The 19,381-nt window shown below is 67.6% G+C and carries 24 protein-coding genes; 16 read left to right on the top strand and 8 right to left on the bottom strand.

Annotated features, from left to right (window positions below):
• The first annotated feature begins 119 nt into the window (after positions 1-119).
• The 4 genes from rplU to proB all read left to right on the top strand — a co-directional run bounded on the left by rplU (position 120) and on the right by proB (position 3,331).
• Positions 120-431 carry a 50S ribosomal protein L21 gene (rplU, locus tag N4S67_RS18660; RefSeq protein WP_260994479.1) on the top strand — a complete coding sequence of 104 codons (312 nt, stop codon included), beginning with the start codon at positions 120-122 and terminating at the stop codon, positions 429-431.
• A gap of 12 nt (positions 432-443) precedes the next feature.
• The gene (rpmA, locus tag N4S67_RS18655) at positions 444-710 is read left to right on the top strand and encodes a 50S ribosomal protein L27 (protein WP_260994478.1); all 267 of its coding nucleotides are present in this window, start codon (positions 444-446) and stop codon (positions 708-710) included.
• A gap of 75 nt (positions 711-785) precedes the next feature.
• Positions 786-2,234 carry a GTPase ObgE gene (obgE, locus tag N4S67_RS18650; protein ID WP_260994477.1) on the top strand — a complete coding sequence of 483 codons (1,449 nt, stop codon included), beginning with the start codon at positions 786-788 and terminating at the stop codon, positions 2,232-2,234.
• The gene (gene proB / locus N4S67_RS18645) at positions 2,231-3,331 is read left to right on the top strand and encodes a glutamate 5-kinase (protein WP_260994476.1); all 1,101 of its coding nucleotides are present in this window, start codon (positions 2,231-2,233) and stop codon (positions 3,329-3,331) included. The genes obgE and proB overlap by 4 nt, the downstream gene beginning before the upstream one ends.
• 16 nt (positions 3,332-3,347) lie before the next feature.
• On the opposite strand, the gene N4S67_RS18640 is transcribed toward proB, so the two are convergent.
• From N4S67_RS18640 to N4S67_RS18630, 3 genes are read right to left on the bottom strand one after another with little or no spacing between them, the layout of a single operon-like run.
• Positions 3,348-4,010 carry a hypothetical protein gene (locus N4S67_RS18640; RefSeq protein ID WP_260994475.1) on the bottom strand — a complete coding sequence of 221 codons (663 nt, stop codon included), beginning with the start codon at positions 4,008-4,010 and terminating at the stop codon, positions 3,348-3,350.
• On the bottom strand, positions 4,011-4,847 hold the full coding sequence (locus tag N4S67_RS18635; RefSeq protein ID WP_260994474.1) for an NAD-dependent protein deacetylase: 837 nt from the start codon (positions 4,845-4,847) through the stop codon (positions 4,011-4,013).
• Between the two features lie 53 nt (positions 4,848-4,900).
• Entirely contained in the window at positions 4,901-5,440 is a 540-nt protein-coding gene (locus N4S67_RS18630; RefSeq protein ID WP_260994473.1) for a cysteine hydrolase family protein, read from the bottom strand.
• Between the two features lie 46 nt (positions 5,441-5,486).
• Between N4S67_RS18630 and N4S67_RS18625 the strand changes: the two genes are divergently transcribed.
• Positions 5,487-7,529 (top strand): NAD(+) synthase, encoded by a 2,043-nt coding sequence (locus N4S67_RS18625; protein ID WP_260994472.1) that lies wholly within the window; start codon positions 5,487-5,489, stop codon positions 7,527-7,529.
• Here N4S67_RS18625 and N4S67_RS18620 read toward each other — a convergent pair.
• From N4S67_RS18620 to N4S67_RS18600, 5 genes are read right to left on the bottom strand one after another with little or no spacing between them, the layout of a single operon-like run.
• Entirely contained in the window at positions 7,526-8,134 is a 609-nt protein-coding gene (locus N4S67_RS18620) for a methyltransferase family protein (protein WP_260994726.1), read from the bottom strand. The two genes, N4S67_RS18625 and N4S67_RS18620, sit on opposite strands and share 4 nt — an antisense overlap.
• A gap of 14 nt (positions 8,135-8,148) precedes the next feature.
• Positions 8,149-8,748, bottom strand: a complete 600-nt coding sequence (locus N4S67_RS18615) for a cation transporter (protein WP_260994471.1) — start codon at positions 8,746-8,748, stop codon at positions 8,149-8,151.
• Entirely contained in the window at positions 8,748-9,074 is a 327-nt protein-coding gene (locus tag N4S67_RS18610; RefSeq protein ID WP_260994470.1) for an ArsR/SmtB family transcription factor, read from the bottom strand. Before N4S67_RS18610 ends, N4S67_RS18615 begins: the two co-directional genes overlap by 1 nt.
• A gap of 49 nt (positions 9,075-9,123) precedes the next feature.
• The gene (locus tag N4S67_RS18605) at positions 9,124-9,942 is read right to left on the bottom strand and encodes an enoyl-CoA hydratase/isomerase family protein (protein WP_260994469.1); all 819 of its coding nucleotides are present in this window, start codon (positions 9,940-9,942) and stop codon (positions 9,124-9,126) included.
• On the bottom strand, positions 9,939-10,817 hold the full coding sequence (locus tag N4S67_RS18600; RefSeq protein ID WP_260994468.1) for a ribokinase: 879 nt from the start codon (positions 10,815-10,817) through the stop codon (positions 9,939-9,941). Before N4S67_RS18600 ends, N4S67_RS18605 begins: the two co-directional genes overlap by 4 nt.
• A 73-nt stretch (positions 10,818-10,890) precedes the next feature.
• Between N4S67_RS18600 and N4S67_RS18595 the strand changes: the two genes are divergently transcribed.
• From N4S67_RS18595 to N4S67_RS18545, 11 genes are all read left to right on the top strand, one after another.
• Complete coding sequence (locus tag N4S67_RS18595) at positions 10,891-12,138, top strand: glutamate-5-semialdehyde dehydrogenase (protein ID WP_260994467.1); 1,248 nt, start codon at positions 10,891-10,893, stop codon at positions 12,136-12,138.
• Positions 12,139-12,186: 48 nt separating this feature from the next.
• Entirely contained in the window at positions 12,187-13,062 is an 876-nt protein-coding gene (locus N4S67_RS18590) for an AAA family ATPase (RefSeq protein WP_260994466.1), read from the top strand.
• A gap of 8 nt (positions 13,063-13,070) precedes the next feature.
• Complete coding sequence (locus tag N4S67_RS18585) at positions 13,071-14,513, top strand: vWA domain-containing protein (RefSeq protein ID WP_260994465.1); 1,443 nt, start codon at positions 13,071-13,073, stop codon at positions 14,511-14,513.
• 215 nt (positions 14,514-14,728) lie between these two features.
• Positions 14,729-15,355, top strand: a complete 627-nt coding sequence (gene nadD, locus N4S67_RS18580; RefSeq protein ID WP_260994725.1) for a nicotinate-nucleotide adenylyltransferase — start codon at positions 14,729-14,731, stop codon at positions 15,353-15,355.
• Positions 15,342-15,713 carry a ribosome silencing factor gene (gene rsfS / locus N4S67_RS18575; RefSeq protein ID WP_260994464.1) on the top strand — a complete coding sequence of 124 codons (372 nt, stop codon included), beginning with the start codon at positions 15,342-15,344 and terminating at the stop codon, positions 15,711-15,713. The genes nadD and rsfS overlap by 14 nt, the downstream gene beginning before the upstream one ends.
• Entirely contained in the window at positions 15,710-16,375 is a 666-nt protein-coding gene (gene gpgP / locus N4S67_RS18570) for a glucosyl-3-phosphoglycerate phosphatase (RefSeq protein ID WP_260994463.1), read from the top strand. Before rsfS ends, gpgP begins: the two co-directional genes overlap by 4 nt.
• The gene (octT, locus tag N4S67_RS18565) at positions 16,365-17,087 is read left to right on the top strand and encodes a diglucosylglycerate octanoyltransferase (RefSeq protein ID WP_260994462.1); all 723 of its coding nucleotides are present in this window, start codon (positions 16,365-16,367) and stop codon (positions 17,085-17,087) included. The genes gpgP and octT overlap by 11 nt, the downstream gene beginning before the upstream one ends.
• A complete protein-coding gene (locus tag N4S67_RS18560; protein ID WP_260994461.1) occupies positions 17,078-17,914 on the top strand; it encodes a DegV family protein in 837 nt (278 codons plus the stop codon). Before octT ends, N4S67_RS18560 begins: the two co-directional genes overlap by 10 nt.
• Before the next feature lie 50 nt (positions 17,915-17,964).
• Positions 17,965-18,285, top strand: coding sequence for an ArsR/SmtB family transcription factor (locus N4S67_RS18555; protein ID WP_260994460.1), 321 nt, complete (start codon positions 17,965-17,967; stop codon positions 18,283-18,285).
• Positions 18,282-18,761 (top strand): SRPBCC family protein, encoded by a 480-nt coding sequence (locus N4S67_RS18550; RefSeq protein WP_260994459.1) that lies wholly within the window; start codon positions 18,282-18,284, stop codon positions 18,759-18,761. The genes N4S67_RS18555 and N4S67_RS18550 overlap by 4 nt, the downstream gene beginning before the upstream one ends.
• Positions 18,758-19,378, top strand: a complete 621-nt coding sequence (locus N4S67_RS18545) for a maleylpyruvate isomerase family mycothiol-dependent enzyme (protein ID WP_260994458.1) — start codon at positions 18,758-18,760, stop codon at positions 19,376-19,378. Before N4S67_RS18550 ends, N4S67_RS18545 begins: the two co-directional genes overlap by 4 nt.
• The last annotated feature ends 3 nt before the right edge of the window (positions 19,379-19,381 follow it).

Below are 19,381 nucleotides of genomic sequence, written 5' to 3'. Positions count from 1 at the left end.
CCCGCTGGTCACGTACCCTTGACCAGTTGTCGCCAGGCATGGCCGGCGACAGTCGAAACCCAGACCAGCGCAGCGGCAAATAGCGCGCGCCCAGTGAACGACGTAGGAGTGGCAGCACGATGGCGACGTACGCAATCGTCAAGACCGGCGGCAAGCAGTACAAAGTCGCCGTCGGAGACGTGGTCAAGGTGGAGAAGCTCGACTCGGAGCCGGGTGCGGCCGTGTCGCTTCCCGTCGCCCTCGTCGTCGACGGCTCGAAGGTCACCAGCGACGCCAAGTCGCTGGAGAAGGTCGCCGTCACCGGTGAGGTGCTCGAGCACACCAAGGGCCCCAAGATCCGGATCCACAAGTTCAAGAACAAGACCGGCTACCACAAGCGGCAGGGCCATCGTCAGCAGCTGACGGTCCTCAAGGTCACCGGAATCAAGTAGGAAGGCGTTCAGATGGCACACAAGAAGGGCGCTTCCAGCTCACGCAACGGTCGCGACTCCGCCGCCCAGCGGCTGGGCGTCAAGCGGTTCGGCGGCCAGATCGTCAAGGCCGGCGAGATCCTCGTCCGCCAGCGCGGCACGCACTTCCATCCCGGCGTCAACGTGGGGCGCGGCGGCGACGACACGCTGTTCGCCACCGCTCCGGGTGCGGTCGAGTTCGGCAGCAAGCGTGGTCGCAAGACGGTCAACGTCGTGCGACCGTCCGTTCCTCAGGCCTAGGCTTCGCGACTGTAACGACACGGCGGGATCGCAAGCCTCTTCCCGCCACGACGTTACATTCGGAGGTTCATCGCAATGCCGCGCTTCATCGACCGCGTCGTGATCCACGCGCGAGCCGGTAACGGCGGTAACGGCTGCGCCTCGGTCCACCGCGAGAAGTTCAAACCCCTCGGCGGCCCCGACGGCGGAAACGGCGGCCGGGGCGGCAGCATCGTGCTCGTCGTCGACCCGCAGGTGCACACCCTTCTCGACTTCCACTTCCACCCGCATGTCGTCGCGCCGTCCGGCAAGCAGGGCGCTGGCAGCAACCGCGACGGCGCCGCGGGCGCCGACCTCGAGGTCAAGGTGCCCGACGGCACGGTTGTGCTCGACGAGAGCGGTCGACTGCTCGCCGACCTGGTCGGCGCCGGCACCCGCTTCGAGGCCGCGGCGGGCGGTCGCGGCGGACTGGGCAATGCGGCGCTCGCATCACGTGCGCGCAAGGCGCCGGGCTTCGCGCTGCTCGGCGAGAAGGGGCAGGCGCGCGATCTCACCCTGGAACTCAAGACCGTCGCCGATATCGGGTTGGTCGGTTTCCCGTCGGCAGGCAAGTCCTCGTTGGTATCGGCCATCTCGGCCGCCAAACCCAAGATCGCCGACTACCCGTTCACCACGCTCGCGCCCAACCTCGGAGTGGTGTCGGCGGGGGAGCACACGTTCACCGTCGCCGACGTGCCCGGGCTGATCCCGGGCGCATCGGAGGGCCGCGGACTCGGGCTCGAATTCCTGCGGCATATCGAAAGATGCGCGGTGCTGGTGCACGTCGTCGACTGCGCGACGCTGGAACCCGACCGCGACCCGGTGTCCGACATCGAGGCTTTGGAAGCCGAACTGGCCGCATACACGCCGACGTTGCAAGGCGACACGACTCTAGGTGACCTCGCCGAACGACCACGAGCGGTGGTGCTCAACAAGATCGACGTGCCCGAGGCACGCGAGTTGGCCGACTTCGTTCGCGAGGAAGTCGGCACCCGCTTCGGCTGGCCGGTCTTCGAGGTGTCGACGGTCAGCCGAGAGGGGTTGCGGCCGCTGACGTTCGCGCTGTGGGACATGGTCGCCGCGTACCGCGAGGCTCAGCCGGCGCTCGTTCCACGGCGGCCAGTCATCCGGCCGGTGCCGGTCGACGAGAGCGGTTACTCGGTCGAACCTGACGGCCAAGGCGGGTTCATCGTCCGCGGTATCCGCCCGGAACGCTGGGTCAGCCAGACGAACTTCGACAACGACGAGGCCGTCGGCTATCTCGGTGACCGGCTCGCGCGGCTCGGTGTCGAAGACGAACTGCTGCGACTCGGCGCTCGGCCTGGCTGCGAAGTCACCATCGGCGACGTGACCTTCGACTGGGAACCGCAGACGCCGGCCGGGGTGGACGTCCCGCTGTCGGGCCGCGGCACCGACGCGCGCCTGGAGCAGACGGATCGGGTGGGCGCCGCCGAGCGCAAGGCCGCACGCCGCGAACGCAGGCGTCCCGGAGCGCACGAGTCGTGAGCGCGAACCGCGAGGCGATCCGCTCCGCGCGCAGCGTCGTCGTCAAGATCGGCACCACCGCTTTGACCACCCCGTCGGGGGTGTTCGACGCGAGCCGGCTGGCCACATTGGTCGAAGCGATCGAGGGCCGGATGAAGGCCGGCTCGGACGTGGTGATCGTGTCGTCGGGCGCGATCGCCGCGGGCATCGAGCCGCTGCGCCTGACCAAACGACCCGCCGACCTGGCGACCAAACAGGCCGCGGCCAGCGTCGGGCAGGTCGCGCTGATCAATGCGTGGAACAACGCGTTCGCCCGGTACGGTCGCACGGTCGGCCAGGTGCTGCTGACCGCGCACGACATCTCGATGCGGGTGCAGCACACCAACGCTCAGCGCACACTGGACCGGCTGCGCGCGCTGCACGCGGTCGCGATCGTCAACGAGAACGACACCGTCGCCACCAACGAGATCCGGTTCGGCGACAACGACCGGCTCTCGGCGCTGGTGGCCCATCTCATCGGCGCCGACGCGCTGGTGCTGCTTTCCGACGTCGACGGCCTGTACGACTCGGACCCGCGAAAAGGCAACGCGCGCTTCATCACCGAAGTTGCCAGACCGGACGACCTCGACGGTGTGGTCGCCGGACGGGGCAGCCATCTGGGCACCGGCGGAATGGCCTCGAAGCTGTCGTCGGCACTGCTGGCCGCCGACGCCGGGGTACCGGTCCTGTTGGCTGCCGCGTCGGACGCCTCGACGGCGCTGGCCGACGCGTCGGTGGGCACCGTGTTCGCGCCGCGGCCTGAACGGATGTCGGCGCGCAGGTTCTGGGTGCGCTACGCCGCGGAGGCGTCAGGCGCGCTGACGCTCGACGATGGTGCCGTCAGAGCCGTTGTGCGGCAACGACGCTCGCTGCTGCCCGCAGGCATCACGGCGTTGTCGGGCCGTTTCTACGGCGGCGACGTCGTCGAGTTGCGCTCGCAAGACGCGACGATGGTGGCGCGTGGCGTGGTCGCCTACGACCACTCCGAACTGGCCACGATGTTGGGCCGGTCGACGACCGATCTGCCCGCCGAGATGCGCAGGCCCGCCGTGCATGCCGACGACCTGGTCGCCGTCTGACCGCGATCTCGGCGCGTCAACCGTCGCCAGGCGAATGTATGCGCGCCGAAATCGCCGAGAGCATGGACTTGATCTGCTCGGCGCGCTCGTCGGCGTCGGCCATCACGTCGTCTGCCGCCGGGTTGACCGCGACGCCGTGCGCCCGCGCGGTGGACTCGAGACACTGACGAACGGCCGGATCGGCGAGTACCACCGCCGCGAGCATCCCCGGAGCGAGTTCGCGGTCGAAGAGCAGCCCGTCGTAGCGGACCTCCGCGGGTATCCGGATTTCGAGCGCACCACCTTCGAGCTGTTGTTTGGCGGCGGCTAGCAGCAGCGTCAACGCCGCGCGCGACACTGCTCCAAGCACCTTGCGGCGGAACGGGAACCACGGCAGCGGCAGCTTATCGATCTGCTTGTCCACGCCGCCGGTGAACAGGTATTCGATCAGGCTTCGGGTGCGGATCTCCTCGACGTCGGCCCAGCGGACCTCGTCTCCGTCGAATTCGACGCCGTCCTCACTGATCGCGACGCCACCGAAGTGGTTGAGCATGCGGAGCAGTCCGCTCAGCTTGTCCGGCGTCAGGGAGTGGTCGGCGATCATGTCGCCGACGCCGAGCGCCCATCTCCCCGAGACGGGTCCGGGATCTGGCCGCCTGCGTTCGAGCAGATCCCGAAGCCAGGACGCGTCGTCGGGCATCTAGGCCGTTCTCGCGACGGCGGGCAGTTCGTCGGCCAGCAGCGCCAGCATCGGCGAGCACCCGCTGTCGATCTTGACCCATGCGAGGTCGTCGCCGCGGGTGGGCCCGCGGTTGACGATCGCGATTGGCATGCCCGCCGCGGCGGCGTGGCGCACGAACCGGTAGCCCGAGAACACCGTCAGCGACGAGCCGGCCACCAGTAGCGCATCGGCCCGCTCGACCAGTTCGTACGCCCGCTCGACTCGCTCCTTGGGCACACTCTCGCCGAAGTAGACGATGTCGGGTTTGAGCATGCCCCCGCAGACCGGACAGTCGATGATGGTGAAAGAGGCGGTGTCGTCGACGACGGCGTCGGCATCCGGCGCTACCGCGATGCCGCCGACGGCCGCGGCGCGTTCAGCGAAGCCGGGGTTGGCCGCCTCCAGCATGTCGGCGAGATCCGACCGCGCCATGGTGTGGCCGCAGGCCAGGCAAATCACCCGTGCGTAGGTGCCGTGCAGATCGATCACGCAGCGGCTGCCGGCTTTGGTGTGCAGCAAGTCGACGTTCTGAGTGATGAGTCCGGACACCACGCCGGCGCGCTCGAGCGCGGCCAGCGCGCGGTGCCCGGCGTTCGGCAACGTCTGATCCATGTGGCGCCAGCCGACGTGGTTGCGCGCCCAATACCGCTGGCGAAACGCTCGGTCGGACGTGAACTGCCGAATCGTCATCGGGTTGCTCGGCGGCGAATCGGGCCCGCGGTAGTCGGGAATGCCGGAGTCGGTGGACATGCCCGCCCCGGTCAGCACCGCGACGCGCCGGCCGCGCAACAACGCGACGAGTTCGGGTGCCTCCACACCTTCGAGGGTAGTTCAGGCGGCCGGGGGCTCCTGGTCGACTGCAGCGCGCCTCACGACAGACACTTGGCGGCGGGCATGACGTCGGCATGCATGTTCGTGTTCATCATCGTCAACGCGGCGTCACCGAGTTCGGGATCGATGTGGGCGACGGCGTCGGATGGCACGACGACCTCGAAGTGGCGCACATATGCGTCGAGCGCGGTGTAGAGGATGCACTGCTCGGTGACCTGCCCGGTCAGGATCAGTCGCTTGGCATCAAGCCGGCCGAGCAGGTAATCCAGCGAGCTGGAGTAGAACGCGCTGTGGCGCACCTTGAGTACCCGGAAGTAGTCCTCGTCTGGCGCGATCGGCTCGACGAGGTCGGGTCGCTCGCCGTCGAGGGCGGCGCGCACGATGTCGTCGAAATCGGCGGTGAAGTCGCCAAAGTTGTCATTGACGTAGACCAGGTCGACGTCGTCGCGTTCGCGCGCGGTGGAGATCAGCCCGGAAAGCGGGTCGATGATCTCCTTCACCTGCGGGACCAGCTTGTCCGCGTCCTCATGTCTATAGGTGTTCAGCATGTCCACGACCAGTAGGGCAACGTCACTCATAGCGACTTGCATACCCCGATACGTTTTCGGGCAACAATAGGAATCGATGGACTTCTACTCGGCGTACAACCACGGCTTCGTGCGCGTGGCCGCCTGCACCCACAAGACCACGCTGGCCGATCCACACGCGAACGCGGAGTCGGTACTCCAGATGGCCCGCGATTGCCATGACGACAGCGTCGCGCTCGCCGTCTTTCCCGAGTTGACGCTGTCGGGATATTCCATCGAGGACATCCTGCTTCAGGACGCCCTGCTGGACTCGGTTGAGGACGCGGTGCTCGACGTCGTCGTCGCGTCCGCGGACCTGATCCCCGTGCTGGTGATCGGTGCGCCGCTGCGCTACCAGAACCGGATCTACAACACCGCGGTGGTGATTCATCGCGGCCGTGTGCTCGGCGTCGTGCCCAAGTCCTACCTGCCGACCTACCGCGAGTTCTACGAGAAACGGCAGATGGCCGGCGGCGACGACGTGCGCGGTGTCATCCGGATGGGTGACGCCGATGTGCCGTTCGGCCCGGACCTGCTGTTCGCCGCGACCGACATGCCCACCTTCGTGCTGCACGTCGAGGTATGCGAGGACATGTTCGTGCCGATCCCACCCAGCGCGCAGGCGGCGCTGGCCGGGGCGACGGTTCTGGCGAACCTGTCGGGCAGTCCGATCACCATCGGTCGGTCCGAGGATCGCTGCCTGCTGGCGCGCTCGGCATCGGCGCGCTGCCTGGCCGCCTACGTGTATGCCGCGGCCGGAGAGGGTGAGTCGACAACCGATCTGGCCTGGGACGGCCAGACGATGATCTGGGAGAACGGCGAGTGCCTGGCGCAGTCGGAACGGTTCCCCAAGGGACCGCGGCGGTCTGTCGCCGACGTCGACGTCGAATTGCTGCGCAACGAGCGGTTGCGGATGGGCAGCTTCGACGACAACCGCAAGCATCACGACATCAGCGCGGACTCGTTCCGCCGCGTCGAGTTCCGGCTCGATGCGCCGACGGGCGATATCGGCCTGCGCCGCAAGCTGGAACGGTTTCCGTTCGTGCCATCGGACCCGCAGCGGTTGGAACAGGATTGCTACGAGGCGTACCGAATCCAGGTCTCCGGGCTCGAGCAGCGGATGCGTGCGCTGGACTACCCGAAGTTGGTCCTCGGGCTGTCGGGCGGCCTCGACTCCACCCACGCGCTGATCGTGGCCGCACAGGCGATGGACCGGGAAGGGCGACCGCGCAGCGACATTCTGGCGTTCACGCTGCCTGGCTTCGCGACCGGTGACCGCACCAGGAACAACGCGACCCGGCTTGCCGACGCGCTGGGGGTGACGTTCGAGACCATCGACATCAAGTCGACCGCCGAGCTGATGCTCAAGGAGATCGACCACCCCTTCTCCCGCGGCGAGAAGGTCTACGACGTCACCTTCGAGAACGTGCAGGCCGGGTTGCGCACCGACTACCTGTTCCGGCTCGCCAACCAGCGCGGCGGCATTGTGCTCGGCACCGGTGACCTGTCGGAGTTGGCGCTCGGCTGGTCGACATACGGTGTCGGCGATCAAATGTCGCACTACAACGTCAACGGTGGTGTCCCGAAGACACTGATACAGCACTTGATTCGCTGGGTGATCTCCTCAAAACAGTTCGACGACACCGTCAACGAGGTGCTGCAGGACGTACTGAACACCGAGATCAGTCCCGAGCTCGTGCCTGCGGGCGAGGATGAGGAGATCCAGAGCAGCGAGGGCAAAGTCGGCCCCTACGTGCTACAGGACTTCTCGCTGTTCCAGGTGCTGAGGTTCGGCTTCCGCCCGTCGAAGGTGGCCTTCCTGGCCTGGCACGCGTGGAGCGATCCGGAAAGCGGCGACTGGCCCTCCGGCATCCCCGAGGACAAGCGACCGCACTACTCCCTCAAAGAGATTCGGCACTGGCTGCAGGTCTTCGCCCAGCGGTTCTACTCGTTCAGCCAGTTCAAGCGGTCGGCGTTGCCGAACGGGCCGAAGGTCTCGCATGGCGGATCGCTCTCACCACGCGGTGATTGGCGGGCCCCGTCGGACATGTCCGCCCGCACCTGGCTCGACGAGATCGAGCGCGAAATCCCCGAGGACTAACGGCGCTTGCGTCCGGCACCGGGGACGAACCGGCCGACAGTGGCGAGGTAGTCACGATACGTGTCGCCGTGCACCGTCAGCAGGTACGGCTCTTCGACGACGCGAACCTGCAGCTCAATGGTGACGACCAGCAGCAACAAGCCGACGATGGCGACGAAATTCGGTGTCAGCAAAGCCATTCCGAGGCCGAACACGAGCATCGCAGTGAAGATCGGATTGCGCACTATGCCGAAGACGCCGGTGCGCACCAGGGTGGTCGTCTCGTGGTGGTCGACGCCGATGCGCCACGAATCGCCCATGTCCAGCTGCGCGTACACCGTCGCGATGATCCCGACGACGGCGATGACGGCGCCGCCGACCTGGATCCAGGGATGGTGCAGGACGGCCACCGGCGCGACGAATCCGAGCAACTGCAGGACCGGTGCGATCACCGCGGCGGCCATCGCGACGACGAAGCCGACGCCGGCGGCCCACTCTGTCGACCCCGGGCGGCCACTGATGCCGCGGAAGCCCGTCGATCCGGTTCGACGCCGTTGTTCCCAACTGCGCCAACCGAACCCGAGTATCGCGAAGACGGCGAAGACAACGAGCGCCAGGACGGGCATCACGATTCCTCTCGTCAGCAGCATGGGTCTCCGCGCCACGCGTCGACGCCTTCGCGGACGGCGATGGCGGCGATGCCCAGCGCCGCGACCGGGTCGGCCCACCACCAGCCGAGGTGCCCCAGCGCCAGCCCGGCCAGCAGGATCGCGGACAGGTAGGTACACAGAAGTGTCTGTTTGGAGTCGGCGACCGCCGACCGTGAACCGATCTCCCGGCCAGCGCGGCGCTGGGCCAGCGACAGCACGGGCATGATCACCAAGCTGAGTGCGGCGAGCACGATGCCGATGGTCGATGGGCGCGGCTCGCGCACGCCCGAGAAGGCGAGGACAGCTTCGACGCTGACATAGACCGCCAACGCGAAGAACGAGAACGCGATGAAGCGCAATGCGGTCTTCTCGCGCGTCTCAGGGTCGGCCGCGGCGAACTGCCAGGCAACCGCTGCGGCCGAGGCGATCTCGACCAACGAGTCGAGCCCGAAGCCGATCAGCGCCGACGACGAGACGCGCGTGCCCTCAGCCAAGGCGATGGTCGCCTCGATCACGTTGTAGGTGATGGTCGCCGCCACCAAGAGCCGGATGCGGCGCGTCAGTCTCGCTTGTCGGGTGACAGGTGACATCAGCAGCAGCCGTCTTCGGCGGCGCGACAGCAAGCCGGATCGACGGTCAGCACCAGGCCGAGCAGGTCGTCGAGCGCATGCCCGATCCGCTCGTCGGCAAGGCGGTATCGGCTGCGCCGGCCTTCGGGTTCAGCGACGACGAGGCCGCATCCGCGAAGACATGCCAGGTGGTTGGACAGGATCTGCCGCGAGACGCCGATCGCGTCGGCGAGGTCGGAGGGGTACCCGGGCGCGTCGCGCAGCGTCAGCAGGATCTCGGTGCGGGTGCGGTCGGACAAGGCATAGCCGAACCGGGTGAGCGCGTCGCTGTGCAGGGCGGTCGGCATACGACCGACAGTACATCAAATTCTGTATTCAGAAATCACTGAATATCGCTTAGAGGCGGCCATCTTTGCGCAAGTCGGGGTGCACCCATTCCGGTGACCGTCGGTCCTTGAACGAACGGAAGCCTTCGAGCGCCTCCGCCGACGAGTAGCTGGCCTGCATGCCGATCCGGTCGAACAGCCCCAGATAGTTGTCGAGACTCGACTTGATCAGGCTGCGTGCGCCGGGCGCGGTACGGCAGCACTGACCCAGCACCTCGCGGGCGGCGTCGAGCAGGTCGTCATGCCGGACGACCCGCGCGACCATGCCCCAGTCCAGCGCCTCGGCCGCGGTCAGCGTCCGTCCCGTGAACATCAGGTCGCGGGTGCGCACCGGACCGATCAACCGCGCCAGCATCTGGCTGTAGTACGTGTCGGCGATGCCGCGCAACAGTTCGGGCACTCGGAACGTGGCCCGGTCGCTGACCACCGCCATGTCGCTGCACAACGCGATCTGCAGACCGCCCCCCTGGCAGAGTCCGTTGACCGCCGACACCACCGGCTTCACCGACTGCCGCAACGTCTCGAACGGCGTCACATCCATGCCGAGCGCCGATCCGAACGTCAGCCAGTTGTCGCTTCCGTCGCCGCCGCCCATGTCGCCGCCGGGAGCGAACACGTCACCGGTGCCGGTGATCAGCAGTCCCGCGAGGTCGGGGTCGGCGTCGACGTGGCGGACCGCATACCGGATGCCGAAGTACATGGCAGGCGTCATCGCGTTGCGGGCTTCCGGCCGGTCCAGGGTGCACACCCCGAACGGGCCCTCCCTGGTGAAACGCAGATACGGCGTGCCGAGCCAGTCGCCTTCCGGTGGGCGCGTCGAGGTCGTCATCGGTGTGATTCTCCCGCCTTTCGATTGAGCACAGCATCATCGATGGCCTCCGCGTAGGGCGCGCAATCGCCCGCCCCGGGTACCAGAGTCGCCAAGGCGCCCGCCGCACACGCACGCCGAAGCGCATCTTCGTGGCCGTCGAGCCAGCTGGCGGCCAGCACGCCTGCGAACACGTCGCCCGCGCCAGTGGTGTCCACGGCCTCCACGGTCGGTGCCGGCACGTCGAATCGCTCGTCCTGCCCGAGATAGCTGGCACCACGCGCGCCGCGGGTGATGACCAGGTGCGGAACGGGCCAGTGCCATTCTCGCGCCTCGGCTTCGTTGACGACGACGACGTCGGCCAGCTCGGACAGCGCGAGCAGCTCATGTGGCGGCGCTCCGGCCGGCGAGGCGTTGACGATGACGACCGCGCCCGCGGCCTGTGCCGCGCGTGCCGCGGCAATTGCGGTGCCGATCGGGATCTCGAGCTGCAGCAACACCACGTCGCTGTCGGCGATCGCGGCGCGGACGTCGGCGTCGGCCACGCTGAGGTGTCCGTTGGCGCCAGGCGCGACGACGATCGTGTTTTCGGCCCCGGCGTCGACCGTGATCACCGCCGAACCGCTCGGCCCCGGCAGGGAGACCATCGCGTCGAGACCGACCTCGTTGCCGCGTAGGTGAGCTCGCAGTTGGTCGGCCGCGGAATCGGTTCCGACGGCGGCGACCAGCTGTACCGACGCACCTGCGCGGGCCGCGGCCACCGCCTGGTTACCGCCCTTGCCGCCGGGTGCCGTCGACACCGACGACGCCAGAACTGTCTGCCCGGGCCGCGGGAGCGCATCGACGGTGAAGGTCAGGTCGGCGTTGACGCTGCCGACGACGCAGACCCGAACCATGTCGTCAACGCTAGCCGAGCCGTGCTACCTGACACGTGTCCAACGTCGCAGGCACGTTCGATACGCTGGATCGATGAGCGTGGAAGCTCCGTCAATCGCCGACTTGCGCCAGCAGGTGCACGACGCCGCCCGCCGGGCCCGTGGGGCGTCGCGCAGCCTGGCGACGCTGAGCACCGAGACCAAGAACCGCGCGCTGCACGCCGCCGCCGATGCGGTGCTGTCGCGGGTACACGAGATCCTCGCCGCCAACGCACAGGATCTGGAGGCCGCGCGCGCCGCGGGCACACCGGAGGCGATGCTCGACAGGTTGGCGCTCAACCCGCAACGTGTCGACGGCATCGCGGCAGGTCTGCGTCAGGTCGCCGGCCTGCCGGACCCGATCGGCGAGGTGCTGCGCGGTCGCACGCTGCCCAACGGCCTGCGGCTGCGTCAGCAGCGCGTGCCGCTCGGCGTCGTCGGCATCGTCTACGAGGGCAGGCCGAATGTCACCGTCGACGCGTTCGGACTGACGCTGAAGTCGGGCAACGCCGTTCTGCTGCGCGGCAGTTCGTCGGCCGCGCGGTCGAACGACGCGCTCGTCACCACGCTGCGAGGGGGACTGGTAGGCGAGGGCCTCGAGGCCGACATCGTGCAACTGCTGCCCAGCGAGAACCGCGCCAGCGTCACCCATCTCATCCAGGCACGCGGCCTCGTCGACGTCGTCATCCCGCGCGGTGGCGCCGGACTGATCGACGCGGTGGTGCGCGACGCCCAGGTGCCGACCATCGAAACCGGCGTCGGCAATTGCCATGTGTACGTTCATGAATCGGCCGATCTGAAGATGGCCGAACGGATTCTGCTCAACGCCAAGACCCGCAGACCCAGTGTGTGCAACGCGGCCGAGTCCGTTCTCGTTGACGCGTCGATCGCCGACGTCGCGTTGCCCCGGCTCAGGAAGGCGTTGCAGGACGCGGGGGTCAGTGTGCATGACAACCCGTCCGACGACGAGCTGCGTGCCGAGTTCCTCTCGATGGACATCGCGCTGGCGGTGGTCGACGGACTCGACGCCGCGATCGAGCACGTCAACGAATACGGAACCGGCCACACCGAGGCCATCGTGGCCACCGATCTCGCTGCGGCACAGCGGTTCACCGATCGCGTCGATGCGGCGGCCGTCATGGTCAACGCCTCGACCGCGTTCACCGACGGTGAGCAGTTCGGCTTCGGCGCCGAGATCGGAATCTCCACGCAGAAGCTGCATGCCCGAGGCCCGATGGGGCTGCCCGAACTGACGTCAACCAAGTGGATTGTGTGGGGAGACGGCCACACCCGCCCGGCATGAAACAGGAGAACCGATGAGCCTTTGCGCGAACAGGATTGGAGCCGCTTCGTGAGCGTCCCCGCACGTCCGGCGCCGTTGTTCGCCGATATCGACGATGTCGGACGGCGGCTGGCCGAAACCGGCTACCTGCCCGACACCGCCACCGCCACCGCGGTGTTCCTTGCCGACCGGCTCGGCAAGCCGTTGCTGGTGGAGGGTCCGGCCGGCGTCGGCAAGACCGAACTGGCCCGTGCGGTTGCGCAGGCGACGGGTTCGGGTCTGGTTCGGCTGCAGTGCTACGAGGGCGTCGACGAGGCCCGCGCGCTCTACGAGTGGAATCACGCCAAGCAGATCCTGCGCATTCAAGCCGGCTCGCAGGACTGGGATCAGACCAAAACCGATGTGTTCTCCGAGGAGTTCCTGCTGTCGCGTCCACTGCTGACCGCGATCCGGCGCACCGAGCCGACGGTGCTGCTGATCGACGAGACCGACAAGGCCGACATCGAGATCGAGGGTCTGCTGCTGGAGGTGCTGTCCGATTTCGCGGTGACGGTGCCGGAGTTGGGCACCATCACCGCCGAGCGCGCCCCGTTCGTCGTGCTGACCTCCAACGCCACCCGCGAACTGTCCGAGGCGCTCAAACGCCGATGCCTGTTCCTGCACATCGACTTCCCCGACGCCGACCTGGAACGGCGCATCCTGCTGTCGCGGGTCCCCGAGCTACCAGAACACCTCGCCAAGGAGATCGTGCGCATCATCGGCGTCCTGCGCGGCATGCAGCTCAAGAAGTTGCCATCGGTTGCCGAGACCATCGACTGGGGACGCACGGTGCTCGCGCTGGGCATGGACACCATCAGCGACGCGACCATCGCGGCCACCCTCGGTGTCGTGCTCAAGCACCAATCCGATCAGATCAAGGTCAGCGGCGAACTCCGCCTCAACTAGGAGCACTGATGGCCCCCCGCCGAGTCCGTCCCCAACAACCGCTGGCGCCACATGGCATCCCCGGCCACCTGGTCGAGTTCGTCGAAGCACTGCGCGGGCAGGGGATTTCGGTGGGGCCGTCGGAGACGGTCGATGCCGGCCGTGTCATGACGGTGCTGGGGCTGGGCGATCGGGAGGTGTTGCGGGAGGGCATCGCCTGCGCGGTGCTGCGCCGTCCCGACCACCGCGACACCTTCGACGCATTGTTCGACCTGTGGTTCCCCGCGGCGCTGGGGGCCAAGACGGTGCTGGACGACGACGAGGCGGGCGATGACCCGCAGGGCCTGCCGCCTGAGGATGTCGAGGCGATGCGTGCCGCGCTGCTCGACCTTCTTTCCGACAACGCCGAGCTGGCCGATCTGGACGAGCGCCTGGCCGCGATGATCGCCCAGATCGTCGAGGCGTACGGCAGATACAACTCCAGCCGCGGCCCGTCGTACTCGTCGTATCAGGCGCTCAAGGCGATGAACCTCGACGATCTGGAGGGCCGGCTGCTGGCGGGGTTGTTGGCGCCCTACGGCGACGAGCCGACACCGACTCAAGAGCAGATCGCCAAAGCCCTTGCTGCGCAGCGCATCACACAGCTTCGCAAGATGGTCGAAGGGGAGACGAAGCGACGCACCGCCGAGCAGCTGGGCCGAGACCACGTGCAGATGTACGGCGTCCCGCAGCTGGCGGAGAACGTCGAGTTCCTGCGCGCATCCGGTGAGCAGCTGCGCCAGATGCAGCGGGTGGTCAAACCGCTGGCGCGCATGCTGGCCACCAGGCTGGCCGCGCGGCGGCGACGGTCGCGGTCCGGCGAGATCGATCTGCGCAAGACGCTGCGCAAGTCGATGTCCACCGGCGGTGTGCCGATCGACGTGGTGTTGAAGAAGCCGCACCCGGCGCGACCGGAGCTGGTGGTGCTGTGCGACGTGTCCGGCTCGGTGGCGGGATTCAGCCACTTCACCCTGATGCTGGTGCACGCGCTGCGCCAGCAGTTCTCGCGGGTACGCGTCTTCGCCTTCATCGACACCACCGACGAGGTGACCGAGCTGTTCGGCCCGGACGCCGACCTAGCGGTCGCCGTGCAGCGGATCACCCGCGAAGCGGGCGTCTACACCCGCGACGGGCACTCCGACTACGGCCATGCTTTCGCGTCGTTCATGGACCGGTGGCCAAACGCCCTTTCGCCGCGCAGCTCACTGCTGGTGCTCGGCGACGGGCGCAACAACTATCGCAACCCCGAGCTGGATCTGCTGTCGCACATGGTGAACTCCGCCAGGCACGCACACTGGCTCAATCCCGAGCCAAAGCATCTGTGGGGCAGCGGCGACTCGGCGGCGCCGCGCTATCAGGACGTCATCACGATGCACGAATGCCGCTCGGCCAAGCAGCTGGCTTCGGTGATCGACCAGCTGCTCCCGGTCTGAGGCCGCACCGGCACGCACCTGCATGCGCAGATCTCCCGCGCCCCGCGCAGATCTCCCGCGCCCCGAAATCCGACTTCTGCAGGAAAAGTGCGAGTGGGCGCCTACAAAAGTCGGATTTCGGGGTGCGCGGAGCCGGTGGATAGAGCGGTCGCCTGCTCTGATCATCCGATGACGCTGCCGTAAGCTGGCTATTCGTGGCTGGACGCAAGCTGGGAGTGATGGGCGGGACGTTCGATCCCATCCACAACGGCCACCTCGTCGCGGCCAGCGAGGTCGCCGACCTGTTCGACCTCGACGAAGTGGTGTTCGTCCCCACCGGACAGCCGTGGCAGAAGCATCAGCGCTACGTCAGCGCCGCCGAGGACCGCTACTTGATGACGGTGATCGCGACCGCGTCCAATCCGCGGTTCTCGGTCAGCCGCGTCGACATCGACCGCGGTGGTCCCACCTACACCAAGGACACGCTGCGGGATCTGCGCGCGCTCGACCCCGCGGCCGAGCTGTACTTCATCACCGGGGCCGACGCGCTGGCCTCGATCCTGTCCTGGCAGAACTGGGAGGAAATGTTCTCGATCGCCAAGTTCGTCGGCGTCAGCCGCCCCGGATACGAGTTGGACGGCAAACACATCGCGGCCGCGATGCGTGAACTGCCCGCCGATGCGCTGACCCTCGTCGAGGTGCCGGCGCTGGCGATCTCGTCGACCGACTGTCGCGAGCGCGCCGGGGTGAGTCGACCGATCTGGTACCTGGTGCCCGACGGCGTCGTCCAATACGTGGCCAAGCGCAATCTCTATGCGACGCCCAGCCTGACAACCCAGGAGCCCACCCATGACGGCCTCTGACGACGCCATCTCGATGGCGACGGTCGCCGCGCGCGCGGCCGCGTCCAAACTCGCCGACGACGTCGTCGTGATCGACGTATCGGGGCAGCTGGTGATCACCGACTGTTTCGTCATCGCATCGGCGTCCAACGAGCGGCAGGTCGGCGCCATCGTCGACGAGGTCGAGGAGAAGATGCGCCTGGCCGGTCACAAGCCCGCGCGTCGCGAAGGCACCCGTGAGGGGCGGTGGGTGCTGCTGGACTATGTCGACATCGTCGTACACATCCAGCATCAGGACGAGCGCAACTTCTACGCGCTTGATCGGTTGTGGCGCGACTGCCCGGTCCTGCCGGTCGATGTGGACGGCGACGGGCCGTGAGGATCCGCCGATTGGTCATGCTGCGCCACGGCCAGACCGCCTATAACGCGGGCAGCCGCATGCAGGGCCAGCTGGACACCGAGCTGACCGACCTCGGCAGGGAGCAGGCCGTCGCCGCGGCTGAGGTGCTGGCCAAGCGTCAGCCGCTGGCGATCGTCTCGTCGGATCTGCGACGTGCACTCGACACCGCGGTCGCCCTCGGCGAGCGGGCCGGGATGCCGGTGGCCGTCGACACCCGGCTTCGTGAAACGCACCTGGGCGACTGGCAGGGGATGACGCATCTCGAGGTGGACGCGGTGGCACCCGGCGCACGGCTGGCGTGGCGCGACGATGCCCGCTGGGCTCCGCACGGCGGGGAGAGCCGGGTCGATGTCGCCGCCCGCGGCATGCCGCTGGTGCACGAACTGCTGACCGAGCAGACCGAGTGGGGAGTCGACTCCGAGCGACCCGTGGTGCTTGTGGCGCACGGTGGTCTGATCGCCGCGTTGACCGCGGCGGTGCTCGGCCTGCCCGTCGACAAGTGGCCGATTCTCGGCGGCATGGGCAACGCCAGCTGGGTGCAGCTGGCAGGGCACTCCGAGCCCGATGCCGCGCCGGCCGACATCCGCTGGCGCCTCGATGTATGGAACGCCTCCGCGCAGGTGGCCACCGATGTCCTCTGACCGCCCGACGCTGCTCGTCTTCTGCGATTCGCTGTCCTATTACGGGCCTACCGGCGGGCTGCCGTCCGACGATCCGCGCATCTGGCCCAATATTGTTGCCAAGCAACTGGATTGGGATGTCGAAGTCATCGGGCGCATCGGATGGACGTGCCGCGACGTCTGGTGGGCCGCCACGCAGGACCCACGCGCGTGGGCGGCGCTGCCGCGGGCGGGCGCGGTGATCTTCGCGACCGGTGGCATGGACTCGCTTCCGTCTCCGCTGCCGACCGCGTTGCGCGAGCTGATCCGCTATGTGCGCCCACCCTGGCTGCGCCGTTGGGTGCGCGACGGTTACGGATGGGTGCAGCCGCGCCTGTCGCCGGTGTCGCGCTCTGCGCTGCCGCCGCACCTGTCGGCTGAGTATCTCGAGATGACGCGCAGCGCGATCGATTTCAACCGGCCCGGCATCCCGATCGTGGCGTCGCTACCCGCGGTGCACATTGCCGAGACCTATGGCAAGGCCCATCACGGCCGGGAGGGGACGGCCAGGGCCATCACCGAATGGGCTGAGCAGCACGATATTCCGCTTGTCGACCAGAAAGCGGCGGTAGCTGAACACATCCTGACCGGCAATGGCAATCCCGACGGCATCCATTGGAACTTCGAAGCGCATCAAGCCGTGGCGGACCTGACGTTCAAAGCACTGGCAGAGGCCGGCGTTCCATGTCCGTGATCGTCGTCACCGACTCGTCGTGTCGCCTGCAGTCAGATGAACTGAAGCAGAGCGACATCCGGCAGGTGCCGCTGCACGTTCTGCTCGACGGCGAGGATCTGCGCGACGGGATCGACGAGGTGCCCTACGACGTGCACGAGCGCCCGCGCGTGACCACCGCGGGCGCCGCGCCGGTGGACCTGGCAGACACCTACCGGCAGGCGCTGGCGGACAGTGACGGCGACGGGGTTGTCGCAGTGCATATCTCGGCGGCGCTGTCGAGCACTTACAGTTCGGCGGTGCAGGCGGCCCGGGAGTTCGGTCCGTCGGTGCGCGTGGTCAACTCGCGCACGGCGGCGATGGGTGTCGGGTTCGTGGCTCAAGCCGCGGCCAGGGCTGCGGCGTCGGGCGTCGATCTCGACGCCGTCGAGACCGCGGCCCGCGCGGCGATCACCGACAGCCACGTGTTCGTCGTCGTGCACCGCCTCGACAACCTGCGGCGTAGCGGTCGGATACGAACCACTGCTTCGTGGTTGGGTACGGCGCTGTCGCTCAAGCCGTTGCTGTGCCTGGACGTCGACGGCCGGCTAGTGCTCGACCAGCGGATCCGCACGGTGTCGAAAGCGCACGCAGCGCTGCTGGATCGCGTCGCCGAGGTGATCGGCGACCGGCAGGCGAGCGTCGCGGTCCACCACGTCGACAACCATGACGCCGCAGACGAGATTGGTGCGGCGTTGACGGCGCGGCTTCCGCAGATCGAGTCCCTGACCGTCGCCGATATGGGACCGGTACTGGCGGTCCATGTCGGCGGCGGTGCGGTCGGGGTTGCGGTGCAGGTACATCAGTAAGTTCTAACTAACGGTTGACAGTCACTTACCGTTAGTGCACGCTTACCGGTGTGCCCGCATCCGCCTCCGCCGTCCTCGATGCGCTCGGTGACAAGACGCGCCGGGCGATACTCGAGAAGCTCATTGACGGCCCGGTGGCGGTGGGCGTGCTCGCCGACCAGCTGCCCATTTCGCGACCGGCCGTCTCGCAGCACCTGCGGGTGCTCAAGGACGCCGATCTCGTCGTCGAATCAGTCGCAGGTACCCGACGGCTGTACCGCGTCAACGAGGCCGGACTGATGGCGTTGCGCGACTACCTCGACCGGTTCTGGGCTCAGACCCTGGCCGGTTTCAAAGAAACCGTCGAGCGTCTTGAAGGAGACCACACATGACTCAGACCAACCTCGGGACCATTCGTCACGAGATCGTCGTCAACGCACCTTTGGAGCGGGCGTTTCGTGTTTTCACCGACCAGTTCGGTGACTTCAAGCCCCGCGAGCACAATCTGCTGGCCGTCCCGATCGACGAAACGGTCTTCGAGCCAAGGGTCGGCGGCACCATCTACGACCGCGGTGTCGACGGCAGCGTCTGTACCTGGGGCCGCGTCGTCGCTTTCGAGCCGCCGAACCGACTGATGTTCACCTGGGACATCGGTCCGACGTGGCAGGTCGAATCCGACCCCGCCCGATGCAGTGAAGTCGAAGTGCGCTTCCTCGCCGAGTCAGAATCGCGCACGCGCGTCGAACTTGAACACCGCCATATCGAGCGACACGGCGACGGCTGGGAAGCGGTGGCGTCCGGGGTCGGCGGCGACGCGGGCTGGCCGCTCTACCTCAACCGCTACGGCACGCTGTTCGAGGCCGTATGACGTCCACTATGCAGCTGGCGCGCGCCGAACGTGAGGAGTTCGCCTCGCTGCTCGAAGGGCTGACTCCGCAGCAGTGGGATAGTCCTACGCTGTGCGACCGGTGGCGGGTGCGCGACGTCGTCGCTCACGCAATCGGTTACGACCCGTTGACCCGTCGGCAACTGCTCGGCCTCTTGGCGAAGGGCTTGTTCACCTCCGGCGGCGCCAACGCGGTCGGCGTCGCCGCGTATGCCGACACGCCGCCCTCGGAATTGCTCTCGCTGGTACGCCGCTATGCCGAACCACGCGGCCTCACAGCAGGTTTCGGCGGAAAAATCGCGTTGACCGACGGCATGATTCATCAGCAGGACATTCGCAGGCCGCTCGGTATACCGCGCACCATCGACCAGGAACGCCTGCTGGTCGCCCTGGACTTCACGCTGTGGGCCCCTCGACTGCTTGGCGCCGTGCGATCCAGGGGATTCCGGCTCGACGCCGTCGACGTGAACTGGTCGCACGGTAAGGGTCCCGAAGTTCGCGGTCCCGGTGAGGCGCTGCTGATGGCGATGGCCGGTCGCCGCGCGGCACTCGACGACCTCGACGGACCGGGCAAAACCCAGTTGGCGCAACGCCTTTGAATG

This window comes from Mycobacterium deserti (assembly GCF_025345615.1).
GTDB classification, from domain to species: domain Bacteria; phylum Actinomycetota; class Actinomycetes; order Mycobacteriales; family Mycobacteriaceae; genus Mycobacterium; species Mycobacterium deserti.
The sequence above is the reverse complement of the archived record's forward strand: the minus strand, read 5'-3'. Positions and strand labels throughout refer to the sequence as shown.

What these genes read in the sequence shown, in the direction of transcription:
- octT (WP_260994462.1), top strand. Translation starts at nt 16,365, where the DNA reads ATGTCCTCTGACCGCCCGACGCTGCTCGTCTTCTGCGATTCGCTGTCC.
- N4S67_RS18610 (WP_260994470.1), bottom strand. Translation starts at nt 9,074, where the DNA reads ATGCCGACCGCCCTGCACAGCGACGCGCTCACCCGGTTCGGCTATGCC.
- N4S67_RS18625 (WP_260994472.1), top strand. Translation starts at nt 5,487, where the DNA reads ATGGACTTCTACTCGGCGTACAACCACGGCTTCGTGCGCGTGGCCGCC.
- N4S67_RS18545 (WP_260994458.1), top strand. Translation starts at nt 18,758, where the DNA reads ATGACGTCCACTATGCAGCTGGCGCGCGCCGAACGTGAGGAGTTCGCC.
- N4S67_RS18615 (WP_260994471.1), bottom strand. Translation starts at nt 8,748, where the DNA reads ATGTCACCTGTCACCCGACAAGCGAGACTGACGCGCCGCATCCGGCTC.
- N4S67_RS18620 (WP_260994726.1), bottom strand. Translation starts at nt 8,134, where the DNA reads ATGCCCGTCCTGGCGCTCGTTGTCTTCGCCGTCTTCGCGATACTCGGG.
- N4S67_RS18630 (WP_260994473.1), bottom strand. Translation starts at nt 5,440, where the DNA reads ATGAGTGACGTTGCCCTACTGGTCGTGGACATGCTGAACACCTATAGA.
- rpmA (WP_260994478.1), top strand. Translation starts at nt 444, where the DNA reads ATGGCACACAAGAAGGGCGCTTCCAGCTCACGCAACGGTCGCGACTCC.
- obgE (WP_260994477.1), top strand. Translation starts at nt 786, where the DNA reads ATGCCGCGCTTCATCGACCGCGTCGTGATCCACGCGCGAGCCGGTAAC.
- N4S67_RS18605 (WP_260994469.1), bottom strand. Translation starts at nt 9,942, where the DNA reads ATGACGACCTCGACGCGCCCACCGGAAGGCGACTGGCTCGGCACGCCG.
- rplU (WP_260994479.1), top strand. Translation starts at nt 120, where the DNA reads ATGGCGACGTACGCAATCGTCAAGACCGGCGGCAAGCAGTACAAAGTC.
- N4S67_RS18560 (WP_260994461.1), top strand. Translation starts at nt 17,078, where the DNA reads ATGTCCGTGATCGTCGTCACCGACTCGTCGTGTCGCCTGCAGTCAGAT.
- N4S67_RS18595 (WP_260994467.1), top strand. Translation starts at nt 10,891, where the DNA reads ATGAGCGTGGAAGCTCCGTCAATCGCCGACTTGCGCCAGCAGGTGCAC.
- N4S67_RS18600 (WP_260994468.1), bottom strand. Translation starts at nt 10,817, where the DNA reads ATGGTTCGGGTCTGCGTCGTCGGCAGCGTCAACGCCGACCTGACCTTC.
- N4S67_RS18585 (WP_260994465.1), top strand. Translation starts at nt 13,071, where the DNA reads ATGGCCCCCCGCCGAGTCCGTCCCCAACAACCGCTGGCGCCACATGGC.
- N4S67_RS18550 (WP_260994459.1), top strand. Translation starts at nt 18,282, where the DNA reads ATGACTCAGACCAACCTCGGGACCATTCGTCACGAGATCGTCGTCAAC.
- rsfS (WP_260994464.1), top strand. Translation starts at nt 15,342, where the DNA reads ATGACGGCCTCTGACGACGCCATCTCGATGGCGACGGTCGCCGCGCGC.
- N4S67_RS18640 (WP_260994475.1), bottom strand. Translation starts at nt 4,010, where the DNA reads ATGCCCGACGACGCGTCCTGGCTTCGGGATCTGCTCGAACGCAGGCGG.